A 16,557-nucleotide genomic window follows, 5' to 3' on the forward strand; every position below is an offset into this window, starting at 1 on the left:
AACTTTTTGTTTCTAATCTTGTTTCGCTACGGAGTTTGAGCCCGTAGCGAGAGTGCCTTTGTTCTTGTTGTGAAGCGTTATTTCGCTAATTGCTTCACGAGATAATCTTTTGCTTGGGTAAAGCCTTGCTCAGCTGCTTGGTTGGCAATCGCCGCAGCTTGTTTTACGTCGTTGTCTTTGAGCGCTGCATCGATTTGAGATTGGTACAACGTCCATTCATCTTGTGCTTCAGGCGATGCGGCAGGGGTTAGCTCTGCTTTTGCGGTGTCGTTGGTTTGTGTGCCCAATTCCGCCAAAAGCGTTAATACCGCGTTGTTGTCGGAGGCACTCGCCGTAACATCAATAACGCCAAAAGGTTGGAACTGAGCAGTGAGCGGAAGCTGTTTACTGCCAATGACGTTTTGCGTTTCTGCGTAAACTTCTTCTGGGTGCTTGCGAATCAATTCGGTGCCAAGCAGTGTCGAATCTGAAGCGATGACCACGTATTTCGCGCCATTAAGTTGTGGGTTTACCGTGATCACCTGTTCAACACGTTCTAAGCCGCGCATGCCCGTTGTGTGGTAGTTAAAGTCTTTTGCTGAGTAATCGGTTAGAAGCTGCCATTTCGAGTCATAAATAAGAACATTCGCAGCAAATAGCGCATTGTTATCAACATAAGAGCGAACAAGTAGCGAGAATGGCGCGTCAGAAGTGATTTGATAGCTCATCACTGGGAGCGGTTTGGATGAAGCTGAATCTGAAGAAAGTAAAACCGCACTGCTAACACTTGGCAGATTTGCATCCATAACCACCTGCTGGTGGAAAGGAATCGATAGGGCGGTCAGAGGCAAAGCATCTAACGTTGAGCAACATTGTGGTTGGCTCAAATCAGTATTGAAGGTTTGCTCTGGTAATCCACTGCACGCGCCAAGAGACAGAGCCATGAATAGAGTTGCTAGCGGTTTTAGTTTCATCTGCGTTGTCCTTTGTGGGGTGAGCGTATTACTCACCCCGTTGGGTTCATAAATAGTAGCGGGTTTGGATTACCACCATGTTTCGACGTTAAAGCCGAAGGTGATTTCGTCGACGTTTTGTCCACCATTGCTGCGAGCATGGCCGTAGACTTCGCCGCCACGGTTCCACTCATCGGTTTTCTCTGAGTAGGTCGCGAACAAGCGCAGTGATGGACGAGCCCAAACGCCTTTGCCTGCTTGGAACATTTGCACCACCGTCACTTTGTACATGTCGTTGGTGCCAGCGCCGTTTTGTGCTTCGACTGATTCGTAGCCAACTTCAAGTGCGGTTGCCATGTATTCTGTCCAGCTGTACTGAGGACGAGCGCCTACGCTGAACCATTTCTCACCTTCGTTGTTATCCAGGTTTTTGTCTTGGTAAGCGATGGAGTACATCACTTGGAAATCTTCATTCACGTTAAGATCGCCAGAGTTGAAAATACGCCAGCTGTAACCATCGTGCTCAACGCCTGTGTTGTATTTACGGTTTGAGCCGCCTTCAGCACTCATCAAACCGCCCGCAAGTGCATCCGTACCGTATTGGAAAGCGAATGTGTTTGAACCATAGTTCCAAGCTTGACGGTAAAGTGCAGAAAGCATGGCGCCAGAAGTGGTGATGTCACTTTCGTCATAACTAGAGTTTTGCGTGAACACATAGTTCAAACCGACCGTAAGATCTGCACTGTCGCTCAGTTCAATGCCGCTCAAACGTGCATCGATGTTGTGTAAGCTGCGGCCATCTGCGCTAGAGTTTGGCGCCATCCATGCGATGTGACCTTTAGCAAAACCAAGATCCCAGTTTTCAATACCGATACCCGTGCTCGATGTGTCCCAGTATTTTATGTCGATCATGTGCACTTCATGACGGCGGTAAAAACGTTCGCCCGCCCAAACGGTGGCATCCGCTTGGCCTTCAAACAGCCCATGACCTGCTGACCACATTTGGATCAAGCTAACGTCGCCCCAGCTTTCGCCGCTACCAAGGTAAAGTGTGGTATCAAAGTACGCGTCGCCTTGTTGCCAAACGTCGGCTTTGAGGCCCGCTTCCCACCAGTTCAGTTCGTTACCCAAACGGTAGTTACCGTAACCTTGACCAGCACGAATCACATCGTTGCGTTCGCCTTTGCCACCATTGTGTTCATCGTTATCTGTGTAAATGTTGCCCCACTTGGCGTAGCCGAAGTAAGTGATGTTCTCCACTGCAGCCATACTAGCAAGTGGTGCTAGGGCGAGGGTTAACCCAAGCGCTCTTACAAGCGTCTTTTGTTTCATGAAGTGTCTCCATTCTATTTTTATGGATTTATTTTTTATTGGTTTGAGTCCTAACTCGCTGCGCAGTGTAAATAAACTCTGGAAACGTTTTCATGATGAGGTTGGCATTTTTGTCGTAATGAGGAGTTTATTGCTATTTTGTGTGATTTCGATCTCTTAAATTGAGGTTTTAAGCGCGGTTTTAGATTGATTTCTGACCACGTGAGTTGGAATCGTTTACTTGGGTTGGATGGTGTTTGAGTTGGAAGATGGAAGTTTATTTTGTTTAAAGTGCTGATTTAAATTGGTTTTTATCTAAGGGGAGGGAGTTGTTAGGAAGAAGAGGAAAGAGAGCCCAATTGAAATCAACTGGGCATGTGAGACAAGGAAGCATATACAACAAGTGGTTCGCGGGCGCACTGCACACGAGCATTTGCGGTATCGTCAAACTGGGATTTTGAGTTAGGACCCAAGAGAGACACTTCATAAAGAATCTCGAAGCCTCAAGAATACGGTTGTCGGTTAACCACTTCAAGAGGTGAGGAGTTCAACTGAGCGGTCTGTAACCTTATTTATGATTTTGTTGTTGTAAGGTAATGAATTAAATGACGAAAAATTCTTTATAAATCAGTTTGGTATTCGAGTTTACGTGCAGTGCTTTAAAGAACTCGGTCACCAAAGAATCTGAGTTTTTTGGAGCTGATCGCTGCGTAATATAAGAAGGAATAAGGTGTAGCGGGCGATGGCACAAGTTTGAAAAATTAACTGTAAACGTTTCCATGATTTTGGTGTGGCTCACAGATTCTTTTGTTTTTTTCATTATGATGCAGCGTAATTTCCAGTTTCAAGGTAAGACAAGATGACGGACAAAACACTGATTGAGCTAACCGGTCAGCAAACTCAATTGATTGTAGAGTTAGGCGAATATGCAGAGATCCTGCATTGGGGACAAAAAGTAAGTGGTGACCTTAGTGGTTTCCGCATGGCTTTACATCGTCCCGTGCCATACGGTCGTTTGGACAGCGATGTATCCATGACTCTACATCCAGAGCTTGGTCGTGGCGTTTTCAGCAGCCCTGGTGTGGAAGGGCATCGCGATGGTCAAGATTGGGCTCCAGTGTTTGTCATCTCCCATATTGAACAACAGCAAGACAGTATTGTGATTGAGAGCGAAGATGCGATCGCAGGTCTTCGTTTACAAACCGAGCTTAAGCTTGATAGCAACGATGTGGTGAAAACGCGTCATAGGCTCACCAACAAAAAAGCGGGTATTTATCATGTGAACCGTCTTGCCAATACGTTGCCTTTGCCAGCTCGTGCGAATGAATTGATGACTTATTACGGCCGTTGGGTTCATGAGTTCCAAACGGTGCGCCAGCCATTGCTGCAAGGCGGCTACCAACAAGAAAACCGTCGTGGACGTACTTCTCATGAGCACTATCCTGCGCTTGTTGTTGGTACGACTCACTTTGATGAAATGAATGGCGATGTGTGGGGCTTCCATTTCGCATGGAGTGGCAACCACAGATTGCGCGTAGACGTGAAAGCTGATGGCCGCCGTTACACGCAGGCTGAAGTCATTTACTTGCCTGGTGAAGTGGCGCTAAAAGAAGGTGAGAGCATTACGACGCCTTGGCTTTACGCGAGCCACAGTAATTGTGGTTTGAATGGTATGAGTCATCACTTCCACTCTCATGTACGCGAAACGATTTTACCGAGTGATTTCACGGACAAACCTCGCCCGATCCACCTCAATACGTGGGAAGGCATTTACTTTGACCACGATCCTGAATACATCATGTCGATGGCAACTCAGTCCGCAGAGATGGGTGTAGAACGCTTTATCATTGATGATGGTTGGTTCAAAGGACGCAACGGTGATAAAGCAGGGTTAGGGGATTGGTTTCTGTGTGAAGCTAAGTACCCAAATGGCTTGCACCCGATTGTGGAACACGTAAACAAGCTGGGCATGGAATTTGGCTTGTGGTTTGAGCCAGAAATGATCAACAAAGATTCCGAATTGTTCCGTACTCATCCTGATTGGTTACTGGCTGTAAACGGTTACGATCAGCCAACTGGTCGCAACCAATACGTGATTAACCTACAAAACGATGATGCGTTTAACTTCTTGTTTGAGCGATTGGATCACTTCCTCTCGACTTACAACATTGCTTACATCAAGTGGGATATGAACCGCGAAGTCGTTCAGCCAGCGCACTTAGGTCAGGCTGCGGCGCACAATCAAACCCAACGTTACTATCAGTTAGTCGATAAAGTTCGTGAAAAGCACCCGAAAGTCGAGATTGAATCTTGTGCAGCTGGTGGTGGTCGTATTGATTTTGAGGTTCTGAAACGCACGCATCGTTTCTGGGCTTCAGACAATAACGACGCGCTTGAGCGTCAAACCATTCAACGCGGTATGAGCTACTTCTTCCCGCCAGAAGTGATGGGCAGCCATATTGGTGCTAGCCACTGTCATAGTACGCGCCGCCGCCATAGTATTGAGTTCCGCGGGCTTACGGCACTGTTCGGTCATATGGGGATTGAGCTTGACCCAGTGAAAGAAGAACAAGCGGAAAAAGAAGGCTTTGAGCGTTACATCAAGCTGCACAAAATGCTGCGTCCATTGCTACACAGTGGAAGAACTTGGCGAATCCCAACGGACGATAAAGCACATCAAATTCATGCGGTTGTCTCAAACGATCAATCGGAAGCCGTGGTGATGATTGCTCAGCTCGCGATGCCAACGAACTCTTTAAGTGGGCATTTGCGTGTTCCGGGCTTGGATCCACAAGCGACATATCGAGTGACGGTATTGGATAAACCGTCTAACTACGATGACATCGTGAATTACCAACCGCCTTGGACTGAATCTGGTTGTGAGTTATCTGGCGTATGGTGTGAAGAGGTTGGCTTAACCATGCCAATCCTCGATGCAGAAAGTGCCATGTTGGTGAAGTTCGAACGCATTCACTAAGCCTTACCGATTTAGAACCTTGCCTATTTAGAATCATAGCTATTTAGACGATTTCATCGTTTCTCATTGGTTTTCTATCGCCGTACAGACATCAGGTTTGTACGGCTTTTTGCGTTGGTTTTAATTGGCCATTTTGAAATCGTTCTCATGCTTAATGAGCGTAAAGTGTTGATAAAATGACGTAAATAACACGATCTCATCACATTAATAGGTCTAAATATTGTTCGATGTCTCATTTTGAAAACTTGTCTGTAAACGTTTCCATAAAGCGGTTTTTGATCACAGTAAGGCATTCAGTGTGTGAGTAGCATTAGCATCGAAATATAAATAAAAGACGTCGACGTTATGAATTCTAGTTAGGGGAATGAATAGCAGTACGACACTAAGGAACTATTATGTCTGATAAAATTACGCTACAAACCAAGCTGTCCTACGGCCTTGGCGCACTCGGTAAAGACTTTGCCTGTGCACCTATCTACATCTTCTTAATGTTCTACTTCACTGACGTAGCCGGCTTGTCTGCTGCTTTCGTTGGTACTATCTTCTTAGCCGCTCGTGTTATCGATGCCATCACTGACCCAATGATGGGAGTGATTGTTGACAACACGCGCTCAAAATTCGGTAAATTCCGTCCTTGGATTGTGATTGGTACGCTTTTAAACGCAGTAGTGCTGGTCGGCCTTTTCAGTACTCACATGTTTGAAGGCACTACGCTTTACATCTACGCAGCGGCGGCATACATCCTTTGGGGCCTAACGTACACCATTATGGATATCCCATACTGGTCAATGATTCCTGCGCTATCAAGCTCTCGCCAAGAACGTGAAAAGCTTGTGGTATGGCCACGTTTGTTCGCGAGCCTTGCATGGTTCATTACTGGTACTTACGGTCTGCACATTGTGGGCGAGTTAGGTAACGGCAACCAAGGTGACGGTTTCTTCAATGTTGCGATGCTGATTGCGGTTCTGTTTGTGATGAGCGCATTCTTAATTGCTCGTAACGTAAAAGAGAAAGCGGCACCAGCTAACGCAAAACCAGCAGAGAAATTCAGCTTCAAAGACGTTTTGACTATCATCGGTAAAAACGACCAGCTTAAAGCGCTAATCGGCACGGTTCTGTCTTTCCAAATTGCGAACCTATTAGTTGGTGGCTTTGCGATTTACTACTTCTCTTACGCACTGGGTAACGCAGAGCTATTCCCAGTTTACATGGCGGTCGCAGGTGCGGCAGAAGTCGCGGGTGTGTTCTTATTCCCACGTCTTGCAGCATTCCTTCCACGCAAGCTTCTATGGCCTATCGCGTGTGGCTTCCCAATTCTGTCTTGTGTACTTCTACTGTTGATGGGCTTTATCGCTCCAGCTAACGCGCTAATGATTGGTATGGCGGGTGCAGCAATTAAGTTTGGCGTGGGTATTGCGAACGCGCTGCAAACTGTAATGCTGGCTGACGTTGTGGACTACGGTGAGCACAAAACAGGTCGTCGTAGCGAGAGCGTTATCTTCTCAGTACAAACCATGCTTGTGAAGTTCGCAGGCGCAGCAGGTGGCTTCATTGTGGGTGTTGGTCTGTCTGTTGTGGGTTACGTACCAAACGTAGAGCAATCAGCAAGCACCATTATGGGCTTAGAATTTATGATGATTGGTCTACCTGCCATCATGATGACCATCAGTGGCGTGATTTACCAACGTTACTACCATCTACACGAAGGCTTCAACAAAGAAGAAGCTGAGCAACAAACTCAAGTTGAAAGCGTTCCAGCACAAGCATAATCGTTACGTTTTCACTTAAGTACCCCAACTCAATTTAGTCACCAAGATAAAGCGCCTCCCGATGGAGGCGTTTTTGTTTGCTTCGATCAAATTTCGTGATTGGCTTAAATTCAATTTTTAGACAATAATTTCAGTTGGTTAAAGGATTAAGGCGCTTGGATTACTCCAAGCTGAAACGATGAAGAAACGTAAACGGATTTCGTTAAGGACAGTGCTAGGGTTGATGTTTGTCTTCTGTACCCTAGTGACAGCAGGTGTGGCGATTACTTTGCAATACCATTTTGCAAGGAAAACTGAGCTGCAACACACCCTCACCCGATATCAAACCATCGCGACAGGTGTATCGAGTCATTTATCTAATCTACAAAATTTAGCTGAGAACGTGGCACGAAGCGGCGCGCAGCTAGTGTCGCTCATCGGGGTAGATTCGCCCGAAGAGAGCATCATTATCCCTTTGTCTAAATTGTTGGTAAGAGAACCCAGCATTCATAGTATTTTTGTTGCCAAAGCGAACAATGACTTCTTCCAGCTGATCAACCTTTCCTCAGAGGACATTCGTTCACGCATAGATGCTCAACCAGGGGACAAGTGGTTGTTGATCGCGCATAGCGGAGTGAAGCGAGAGCGTCGTAAAGTAAGTATTTATTATGATGAAAACTTTGTATCACGCCATGTTTTAGATGAGTTTAGTAACTTCATCCCGACTCAACGCAGCTGGTTTGAAAATGCTGACCATGATGACATTTACAATACTTCTCCATATTTGTTCAACACTCTAAAAGTATCTGGGGAAACCTTTTCCATTAAGGTGCCAGAATCCGATACTGTGGTGGGTGTGGACATTCTTCTCTCCTCGTTAGAGGCGCAACTCACCAACCGTTTTGTCGAAAACAAGAAAGCGCCAGAAGCTGAGGCGTTTATCTATCAAGCCAATGGCCGATTGATTGCAACTAACAAGATGGTCGACATCGAAGATCGCTTACCTTTGGTCTCTCCGGTGAACTTAACTGATGAGCAACGAGCACTGGTCGCCCAAACGCCAGAATTGAAAGTGTCGAACCAAAATAATTGGGCTCCGCTTGATTACACCGTTGGCGGTCGCCCAAATGGCTTCTCGATTGATTTGTTCAAGATGATTTCTGAAATGACCGGCTTAAAGTTTAAGTTTGTGAACGGTCGACGTTGGAATGAGCTCGTCAACGATTTTAAAAATGGCAATATCGACATTCTTCAATCGATTGCCGACCAAGATGACCTTTCGAGCATCGGTGTCGTCGGTGAACCTCTTTATCACGCAAAGTTTGCTTTGCTCACCACAGAAGAGAACAAGCACATCAATACCTTAGAGCAAGTGAAGAACGAAAGAATTGGTTTGCTGAAAGGGTGGAGCATTCAAGATGACTTGTTAGAAGCTTACCCACAAATGACCATCGTCAATTACGCTTCTTTGCACGATGCGATCGACGGGGTATTGAATGGTGACATCGTAGCTGTGCTCGACATCCGTCAAATATTGGCCAACAAAATACGCGAAACATTTCGTCAGAACTTAGCCATCACTTTGGTTAAGGATTCAAACCTCTCCAACGCGTTTTACTACTTGGCAAATGAGGAACAAAGACCTTTAGTTGAGATCATTAACCGCGCTATTGACGCGATTACGCCAGAGCAAAGAAAAGAGCTGCGTGAAAAATGGTTTGAGGGTAAGGCAGCAGTGTCGACCTATACCTTTACGCCATACGAAGAGCTGGTCAAATTTGCCAAAGATCCTAAGTTCATCAATTCCGTTCAACTAGTGACGCTCAATGGGAAAGACAAGTATGTTTTTGTCTCCAAACTCACTCATAAGGAAGAGCGTTACTTTGCTGTCGTGATTCCACAGTCTTACGTCATGTCAGGCGTAAATGAAGTGACGCTATATGCTGTGGGCGCATCGTTGTTTGTTCTTGCACTACTCATTCCCGTCGCGTGGGAAATGGCAAAACCGATCTCAGACCCCATCAATGCATTGAGAAAGCAAGTCAGGTTTGTACGTGATCGCGAATACGACAAAGTGCAGCGTGTGCATTCTCGCATTGAGGAAATTCATCAACTTAGTCTTTCGCTGATGCGAGGCAGCAACTCGCTTAAGCAGTTTGAACAAAGGCAAAATGAGTTTTTTGATTCCGTGATTCAACTTATCGCACGCGCCATCGATGAAAAATCACATTATACGGCAGGTCACTGTAACCGTGTGCCGGAGATTGCGTTGATGCTTGCGGAAGAAGCAGAGAAATCTGACCAAGGCGTGTTTGGAGCTTTTGAGTTTGCCAATGACGAGGAGCGCCGTGAATTCCGTATTGCCGCTTGGCTTCATGATTGCGGTAAGATCGCCACGCCGGAATACGTGGTCGATAAAGGCAGTAAGCTAGAAACCAACTACAATCGAATTCACGAAGTTCGCATGCGCTTTGAGGTGCTGTGGCGAGATGCGCAGATTCAATATCTACTCAAAAAACTAAAAATTATGGGTGTCAATGAACAACCTGAGCAAGCACTTGAACAAGAATTTGCTGCGCTGAAAGAAGAGTTCGAATTTGTCGCCAGTGCGAACGTGGGGGCGGAGTTTATGTCGGATCAAGGCATCGAACGTTTACACAAGTTGGCTGAGAAAGAGTGGACGCGTTACTTCGATTGCGGGCTTGGCTTATCGCCATTAGAAGAAACACGCTATCAACCACAACCAACGCCAGCAACGGAGAAGCTGCTTTCTGACCGTCCTGAGCATGTGATTGAGCGTGAGCAGCCGTTTGATCTTGACCCTGAGTTTGGCATTAATATGACGGTGCCAGAGAAGCTTTACAACCATGGTGAACTTTATAACTTGGCGGTGCAGCGCGGTACGTTATCAGCAGAAGAGCGCTTTAAGATTAATGAGCACATGATCAGCGGCATTAAGATGCTAGAGAGCATCCCATTCCCGCCAGAGTTAGAACGTGTACCTCGTTATGCTACGACTCACCACGAGGCGATGGAAGGGTTTGGTTATCCACGTGGATTGATGGGCGAAGACCTGTCGATTCCGGAGCGTATTCTTGCGGTTGCTGACATCTTTGAAGCATTAACCGCGGCCGATCGACCTTACAAGAAAGCCAAATCCTTGAGTGAGGCAATCAGCATTATGTCGAAAATGGCACTCGGTGGTCACATTGATAAAGACGTATTTAAGCTGCTGTTAACCAGTGGCACTTACCTAAGTTACGCCAAGCGCTATTTACCGGATGAGCTTATCGATGATGTCGATATAAAGATCTATTTAGAAAAGTTATCTTAGCCTTCATTAAGCTCGAAAAAAGTGCGTAAGAGCTTCGGTTCTTACGCACTTTTTTATGCGCCAAACTTAAACATAAAAGTCTTGTGCAAATTTGGTTTTGACGAAATCGATGAAGGTGCGCAGGCGCTTAGGTTGGTAGCGATCACGGTGGTAAATCGCTGATAGCGGCACCGACGGAATTTCCCATTCCGGCATTACTTTAACCAGTTTGCCTTGTTCGACCTCGTTATCACAATAACTGAGAGGGACACGGATGATGCCGTTATCGAATAGCGCGCCCATTACCAGTGCACGTCCGTTTTTACAGCGTAGATTACCTTTCACGATGACATCGCTGTGCTCTTGTGGGTTAGCCACGTTACGGTAACTCCAGCGAGTGACTGAGCCTGTCAGAGTACGATGCTTCGCCAGTTCTTTTGGCGTGACAGGTTCGCCGTACGTTTTGAGATAGTTCGGACTTGCAAGCGTAACCATATCGATCATCATCAATTTGCGTGCGACGAATCCTGCGTCTTCCAACTCGCCCATGCGAATCGCGACATCGAATTGGTCTTCAATCAAATCAATACGTGGTGAAGAGAAATCCAAATCTACGGTGATGTTCGGATATTCCAACATGAACTCATTGACGTATTTAGCAATGATGTCTTCACCGATGTAGCCACCCACACAGTTCACTCTAATCAAGCCGCGCACTTCTTGAGTATCGTCAACAGCAGCGATTAACGCTTGGTCGATGTCGTGCAGCGCTTTTTCGCACTCTTGATAGAAATGCTCGCCAGCGTGAGTGAGGCGTAATGTTCTCGTGGTGCGAGTCAGTAAGGTCACACCCATTTGTGCTTCAAGTCCACTGATTTGGCGAGACACATGAGACCGAGAGACGGAAAGCGCTTCTGCCGCTTTGGTGAAGTTACCCAGTTGAGCGATCAAAACGAAGGAGCGAATATCAGCAAGATTAACTTTATTGAGCATGTTGAATTATTTACAGAAACGGTAGTCATAAGACTATCACAGTTAGTTACGAAAACGCGCTGTTCAAAAAATCATACTACTTGAGGTTTATATTAACTTGCGTATGATTTCCCGCGTTTCCACATTTATCGAAGTTAGAATGCACTCATCCACTCTACAATCTGCCGCGTCCCGACAACAGGGAAAATGGTTCCTAGCACTAATCGGCTGGGTGATTGTTGTGTGCTTGATGAAAAATTCTGGCTTGATGTTCAGTTGTGCTATGCAATATGACTCTAGCTCTACCTCTGTGCTCATTGGCGATGAAGTTAAAATCGTAAAAGCAGAAAAAGGGCATGACACGAGTAAATGTGAATTGTCTGAAAAGCTGATTCAATTTGCTCAGCAACAACTGGAAACCTTGGTCGTTGTATTATTTGTTGGCATTTTCGCGCTTGTCGTGTGGCGCTGTTGTGCGTTCGCCAGCAAAAGACAATGGACCGAACCGATAGTCCAAAAGTATCGAGTCCATCTCACCCTGTGTGTATTCCGCGAATGACAAGTGATTTCTGACGAGTTTCGTATCGTCAGTTTTTCTCTACACTTGTTTTTAACTAGGAATAACTATGAACCACATGAAAAAAACGACTCAAGCCGCGTTGATGCTTATCATGACGCTGGCACTGAGCTTATTCTCGCTAATTACCCAAGCACAAACGACAGACACGGGATGGTTGACCAACCCTCAGCATCCACCTGTGCAAACACGCTTTGTCCTTACTGGCCAACACGATCCTAAAGCAAAAACGCTGACGGGATATCTCGATGTCAAATTGAGCGGCGACTGGAAAACCTACTGGCGTTCGCCGGGCGAGGGCGGTGTTGCGCCATCCATTGATTGGGAAAAATCACAAAACCTAACTAAGGTGGATTGGCAGTGGCCATATCCGCAGAAATATGAACTGCTTGGTATTGAAACGCTGGGTTACAAAGGCGACACGCTTTTCCCGATGACCTTGCACGTTGAAGATATGACTAAACCTGTGACGATTGATGCGACATTGACGCTTTCTTCGTGCACAACGATTTGTGTCCTGACGGATTACCATATTCAATTGTCTTTCATGCCTTCTGACTTACAAGTCGATGAAGGTGTGATGTTCAGCTATGCGCAAGCGGTGAGCAGTGTGCCTCAAGCTTCGCCATTTATTGATGTGACAGAAGCAAACTGGGATGCAAACCAATCTAAACTACAAATCAAACTGACCAATTCACAAGGTTGGCAAAAACCAGAGGTGCTGGTTGATGGTGTTGATGAAAACACCAGCGATTACAGTTTCAAACTGCTTGGGCTGCACCAAGAAGGCAATACCCTGATAGCAAACTACAAAGTAAACACGTGGCTGGGTGATGTGGAACTGGATAATCAATCGGTTTTCGTTTCAATTAAAGACAGCAACTTGCTAGCAGAAGAAGTGGCACCTGTTAAAACAGGATTGATCACAGAGACGTTGCCAAGTACATCACTGGTGAGCATCTTCCTATTTGCGTTGCTCGGTGGCTTGATTCTCAACATCATGCCTTGTGTGTTACCGGTTCTGGGCATGAAGCTAAGTAGTATTGTTGCCGCGCAGGGGGTAGAACGCCGCCAAATTCGCACGCAATTCATCGCGTCTTCATTAGGTATTTTGACTTCGTTCTGGATCTTAGCTGGCTTTATCTTGGTGCTTAAGCTTACAGGCAGCGCTATCGGCTGGGGCGTTCAATTCCAAAGCCCTTGGTTCCTTGGTGTGATGGTTTTAGTTACTGCACTGTTCGGTGCCAATATGTTGGGCTTGTTTGAGATTCGTCTTTCTTCAGGTACCAATACTTGGTTGGCGTCAAAAGGCGATAACTCGTTAGTGGGGCATTACGTTCAAGGCATGTTTGCGACACTATTAGCTACGCCTTGCTCTGCACCTTTCCTTGGCACAGCGGTGGCTTTCGCATTGGGTGCTGATGTCATCACGTTATTCGCAGTCTTTACCGCACTTGCGATTGGTATGGCGCTGCCATGGATTTTAGTGGCGATCTTCCCAGGTATTGCCTTAAGCCTGCCAAAACCGGGTCAGTGGATGAATGTCGTAAAAATCGTCTTTGGCATCATGATGCTGGCAACTAGCGTTTGGTTGTTGTCATTGATGGCAAACCACTTACCAATCTTCTGGGTTATCTTGATTGGCTTGGTAGCATTTATCGCGGTCATGGCACGTGTGAAGCATATTTATGGCAACAAAGCGTTAGCTATCTCAGGAAGCGCCTCTTTGATTCTGATCGCTGGTGGTTTGGTGTTAGGCAGTGTGACTGCAAATCATTGGGCTACGCCATTGCCAGAAGATTTGGCTTGGGAAAAACTCTCTAACGAAGCCATCACAGAGCACGTGAAAAATGGTCGTGTGGTATTTGTCGATGTGACGGCAGATTGGTGTGTGACCTGTAAAGCCAACAAGATTGGTGTGATCTGGCAAGATCCGGTTTATTCACTGTTGCAAAGTCCGAACGTGGCGACACTGAAAGGCGATTGGACACATCCGAACGGCTCAGTGACCGACTTCCTACGTGCACACGGTCGCTTTGGTGTGCCATTTAACATCGTATATGGACCAGCAGCGCCAGAGGGTATTCCTTTGCCTGTGATTCTGACTGACGATGTTGTGGTGAAAGCAATCGAACAAGCAAGTGGAGGCACGATTAAGTGAACACAGTAAAAAAGCGCAAATCGCTGAAATACTGGCTTAGTCAAGCGTTGCAAATGGTGCTTATGGTGACCGTGATTTCGGTCGCCATGGATTGGTATCGCACCAAAGACATTCCTAAAGAGCAAGCGCCGCCGCTAAGCGTAGTCATGGCTGATGGTGAATATATGGACGTGATCGCCAAAAGTCATGAAGAGCCCGTTGTGGTCTACTTTTGGGCAACCTGGTGTCCGGCATGTAAGTTTGTTAGCCCAAGCGTGAGTTGGCTGAGTGATTACTATGAAGTCGTCACTGTGTCAGGTGCGTCAGGTCCGCAAGAACGGGTAGACCAATTCATGCAGGCGAAAGGTTACCAGTTCAACAACATCAACGATCCGAAAAGCAGCATTATGCAAGAATGGAGCATCAGTGTGACGCCCACAATCTATGTATTAAAAGATGGAGAGGTGAGCTCAATCACCACAGGAGTCACAACGCCAATTGGCATTCTGGCAAGGATCTGGATGGCATAAACTAATGTGTAGCACGTCGACCTTTTTCACGCTTTTACAATGACATAAGTGTGTAGGTGAGTATGGCGTGCTACATTGGCAACGTTCAACGATCAAGGAGGAATCATGGACGTTGCCACAATGTATGATGAAGTATCTGAGCGGTATCAGAAATTAATCGAAGACAGCCAATATGTTGGTCCGCGTTGGATAGATGGGAAGCTAAAAACGCTTAATCTCCAACAAGTTTCTGCTCTTGATTTGGCTTGTGCCACAGGCAGCATCGGGGAAGTTATCAAAACTCATTACCCAGAAGTTACTCTGCATGGCTTGGATATCTCATCCAAAATGGTCGATAAAGCACGCGAAACAAACCTCTATCAAAGCGTCAGTGTTCATAACCTCGACCAACCTTTCTCTCCAATTTTCAATCAAACCTTCGACATCATAACCGCGCTTGGTTTCACGGAGTTTCTTGCCAAACCCCAGTCGTTACTTCAATGCATTGCTAACAAGCTCAATGCTGACGGGCGCTGTTTTATCAGTTTCCAATGTCACGACCCAGATGGAAAAGACCTGCCAAGAAATACCTACAGTGGCGCGGTTGTACATACCGCTTACACCGAGAGCGAAGTCCGTGAATTCAGCCAAAACGCAGGGCTTGAAGTCGTATCACTAGAAAACCTCGTTGGTTACACATCAGGTGCTGGCTATGTATGTCGTTACCTGCTCTTGGAGCTAAAAAAGCCAAGTTAATTAACTGTCACGGAGAGCAACATGCAAGGATATCGTATTAGCACCGTCTTTGAAGAGATGGATCTGGATTGCATCCATCAGTTCATTTCACAGAGCTATTGGGCGAAAGGTGTGCCGAGAGAAACGTTAGATAAAGCCATACGAAACTCTCTTTGTTTCGGCGTGTTTACTGATTCGAATCAACAAGTCGCGTTTGCTCGCCTTATTACTGACAAAGCCACGTTCGCCTATCTCGCCGATGTTTTCGTGCTCTCTGAGTACCGCGGCAATGGCATTAGTAAGTGGTTGGTTTCTGAAATTGTGTCCCACCCAGATCTTCAAGGTCTACGTAGAATGATTCTTGCGACGCGTGATGCACACGGCCTTTATGAACAGTGCGGCTTTAAGCCCATTGAGCCTGTCGAGAGCTTTATGCAGATATGGCAACCTGATGTTTATCAAGACAAGATAGGTTGATTCAACAGATAAGTTGTTAATTATCTTCTATATTGAATTCATGGATTTACAGATAAAAAGGACGATGATGCTTAACCGTAAAGAAGTATGCGTACTTGCTGCTTTTACATCGATATTTGTAACAGAGGTCTATGCAGAGGAGAGACGTTTCTCTGCTCATGAAGACAACTATTTATTGCCTTTCTATACGGAATCAAAGGTAAATCAAGAGCGCTTCGCTCCGCTTAATCCTAACGGTCATGATGCGAAAGATGTCATGGTTCAGTTCCAAATCAGCATGAAATATAAGTTACTGGTTTTTGGTGATGATGGGCTTTTTGTCTCTTACACCCAGCGTTCTAACTGGGAGGCATACGATGATTCTGCTTACTTTAGGGATGACCAATATAATCCTGCCGTCTTCTATCGTTGGAACTTAAACCCTTGGCGCATTTCGCTTGGTTTTGAGCATCAATCCAATGGTGCGGGTGGAAATGATGAAGTCAGTTGGAATCGCGTATACCTAGATAACAAGTGGCGCTTTGACTCTGGCTTTGTCCGTTTTAAGACGTGGCTTGATGTTGGTAGTAACCATTACAACCCGGATATCGTTGACTTTCTTGGTTATGGCGAGCTAGAAGCAGCTTGGATTTCTGAAAATGATCACAAACTAAAGTTCACGGTATCCAACGTGTTTACAAAAGATTGGGAAAAGGGTTTCTATCGCGCATCTTGGAACTTCCCCGTTTATCAAGGGCTAAGAGGTTACATGAAAGCAGAAACAGGTTACGGCCTAACAATCTCTAATTACAACTTCGACGAAAGTGCGTATGGAGCCGGATTTGCGTTCGACTTTTAGTGGCCAACCTTTAACACCCAAAGAAACT

The 16,557-nt window shown here is 46.0% G+C and carries 12 protein-coding genes; 9 read left to right on the top strand and 3 right to left on the bottom strand.

Annotated elements, in window-relative coordinates:
- Positions 1 to 77: 77 nt before the first annotated feature.
- Positions 78 to 953: a MalM family protein gene (locus ITG12_RS16775; RefSeq protein WP_104026626.1), complete on the bottom strand. Its 876-nt coding sequence runs from the start codon at positions 951 to 953 to the stop codon at positions 78 to 80.
- A gap of 69 nt (positions 954 to 1,022) precedes the next feature.
- Positions 1,023 to 2,264, bottom strand: coding sequence for a carbohydrate porin (locus tag ITG12_RS16780; protein WP_248873266.1), 1,242 nt, complete (start codon positions 2,262 to 2,264; stop codon positions 1,023 to 1,025).
- Between the two features lie 838 nt (positions 2,265 to 3,102).
- Between ITG12_RS16780 and ITG12_RS16785 the strand changes: the two genes are divergently transcribed.
- The 3 genes from ITG12_RS16785 (at position 3,103) to ITG12_RS16795 (ending at position 10,302) form a co-directional block, all read left to right on the top strand.
- Positions 3,103 to 5,220 (top strand): alpha-galactosidase, encoded by a 2,118-nt coding sequence (locus ITG12_RS16785; protein ID WP_248873267.1) that lies wholly within the window; start codon positions 3,103 to 3,105, stop codon positions 5,218 to 5,220.
- 395 nt (positions 5,221 to 5,615) lie between these two features.
- On the top strand, positions 5,616 to 6,989 hold the full coding sequence (gene melB / locus ITG12_RS16790; RefSeq protein ID WP_038870574.1) for a melibiose:sodium transporter MelB: 1,374 nt from the start codon (positions 5,616 to 5,618) through the stop codon (positions 6,987 to 6,989).
- A gap of 178 nt (positions 6,990 to 7,167) precedes the next feature.
- On the top strand, positions 7,168 to 10,302 hold the full coding sequence (locus tag ITG12_RS16795; protein ID WP_248873268.1) for an HD domain-containing phosphohydrolase: 3,135 nt from the start codon (positions 7,168 to 7,170) through the stop codon (positions 10,300 to 10,302).
- A gap of 66 nt (positions 10,303 to 10,368) precedes the next feature.
- Here ITG12_RS16795 and ITG12_RS16800 read toward each other — a convergent pair whose 3' ends face one another.
- The gene (locus ITG12_RS16800; RefSeq protein WP_248873269.1) at positions 10,369 to 11,274 is read right to left on the bottom strand and encodes a LysR family transcriptional regulator; all 906 of its coding nucleotides are present in this window, start codon (positions 11,272 to 11,274) and stop codon (positions 10,369 to 10,371) included.
- 139 nt (positions 11,275 to 11,413) lie between these two features.
- On the opposite strand from ITG12_RS16800, the gene ITG12_RS16805 reads away from it, so the two are divergent.
- From ITG12_RS16805 to ITG12_RS16830, 6 genes are all read left to right on the top strand, one after another.
- A complete protein-coding gene (locus tag ITG12_RS16805) occupies positions 11,414 to 11,812 on the top strand; it encodes a hypothetical protein (RefSeq protein WP_038870581.1) in 399 nt (132 codons plus the stop codon).
- Positions 11,813 to 11,879: 67 nt separating this feature from the next.
- Positions 11,880 to 13,991, top strand: coding sequence for a protein-disulfide reductase DsbD domain-containing protein (locus ITG12_RS16810; protein ID WP_248873270.1), 2,112 nt, complete (start codon positions 11,880 to 11,882; stop codon positions 13,989 to 13,991).
- Positions 13,988 to 14,500, top strand: a complete 513-nt coding sequence (locus ITG12_RS16815) for a protein disulfide oxidoreductase (RefSeq protein WP_039975310.1) — start codon at positions 13,988 to 13,990, stop codon at positions 14,498 to 14,500. Before ITG12_RS16810 ends, ITG12_RS16815 begins: the two co-directional genes overlap by 4 nt.
- Before the next feature lie 105 nt (positions 14,501 to 14,605).
- Entirely contained in the window at positions 14,606 to 15,235 is a 630-nt protein-coding gene (locus tag ITG12_RS16820) for a class I SAM-dependent methyltransferase (RefSeq protein ID WP_045405764.1), read from the top strand.
- A gap of 21 nt (positions 15,236 to 15,256) precedes the next feature.
- Positions 15,257 to 15,691 carry a GNAT family N-acetyltransferase gene (locus ITG12_RS16825; RefSeq protein WP_248873271.1) on the top strand — a complete coding sequence of 145 codons (435 nt, stop codon included), beginning with the start codon at positions 15,257 to 15,259 and terminating at the stop codon, positions 15,689 to 15,691.
- A gap of 67 nt (positions 15,692 to 15,758) precedes the next feature.
- Positions 15,759 to 16,529: a phospholipase A gene (locus ITG12_RS16830; RefSeq protein WP_052478899.1), complete on the top strand. Its 771-nt coding sequence runs from the start codon at positions 15,759 to 15,761 to the stop codon at positions 16,527 to 16,529.
- The last annotated feature ends 28 nt before the right edge of the window (positions 16,530 to 16,557 follow it).

The organism is Vibrio sp. ED002 (genome assembly GCF_023277445.1).
GTDB classification, from domain to species: Bacteria; Pseudomonadota; Gammaproteobacteria; order Enterobacterales; family Vibrionaceae; genus Vibrio; species Vibrio jasicida.

Excerpts from the sequence above, each read along its gene's own strand:
- ITG12_RS16775 (WP_104026626.1), bottom strand. The coding sequence starts at position 953 with ATGAAACTAAAACCGCTAGCAACTCTATTCATGGCTCTGTCTCTTGGC.
- ITG12_RS16780 (WP_248873266.1), bottom strand. The coding sequence starts at position 2,264 with ATGAAACAAAAGACGCTTGTAAGAGCGCTTGGGTTAACCCTCGCCCTA.
- ITG12_RS16785 (WP_248873267.1), top strand. The coding sequence starts at position 3,103 with ATGACGGACAAAACACTGATTGAGCTAACCGGTCAGCAAACTCAATTG.
- melB (WP_038870574.1), top strand. The coding sequence starts at position 5,616 with ATGTCTGATAAAATTACGCTACAAACCAAGCTGTCCTACGGCCTTGGC.
- ITG12_RS16795 (WP_248873268.1), top strand. The coding sequence starts at position 7,168 with ATGAAGAAACGTAAACGGATTTCGTTAAGGACAGTGCTAGGGTTGATG.
- ITG12_RS16800 (WP_248873269.1), bottom strand. The coding sequence starts at position 11,274 with ATGCTCAATAAAGTTAATCTTGCTGATATTCGCTCCTTCGTTTTGATC.
- ITG12_RS16805 (WP_038870581.1), top strand. The coding sequence starts at position 11,414 with ATGCACTCATCCACTCTACAATCTGCCGCGTCCCGACAACAGGGAAAA.
- ITG12_RS16810 (WP_248873270.1), top strand. The coding sequence starts at position 11,880 with ATGAACCACATGAAAAAAACGACTCAAGCCGCGTTGATGCTTATCATG.
- ITG12_RS16820 (WP_045405764.1), top strand. The coding sequence starts at position 14,606 with ATGGACGTTGCCACAATGTATGATGAAGTATCTGAGCGGTATCAGAAA.
- ITG12_RS16825 (WP_248873271.1), top strand. The coding sequence starts at position 15,257 with ATGCAAGGATATCGTATTAGCACCGTCTTTGAAGAGATGGATCTGGAT.
- ITG12_RS16830 (WP_052478899.1), top strand. The coding sequence starts at position 15,759 with ATGCTTAACCGTAAAGAAGTATGCGTACTTGCTGCTTTTACATCGATA.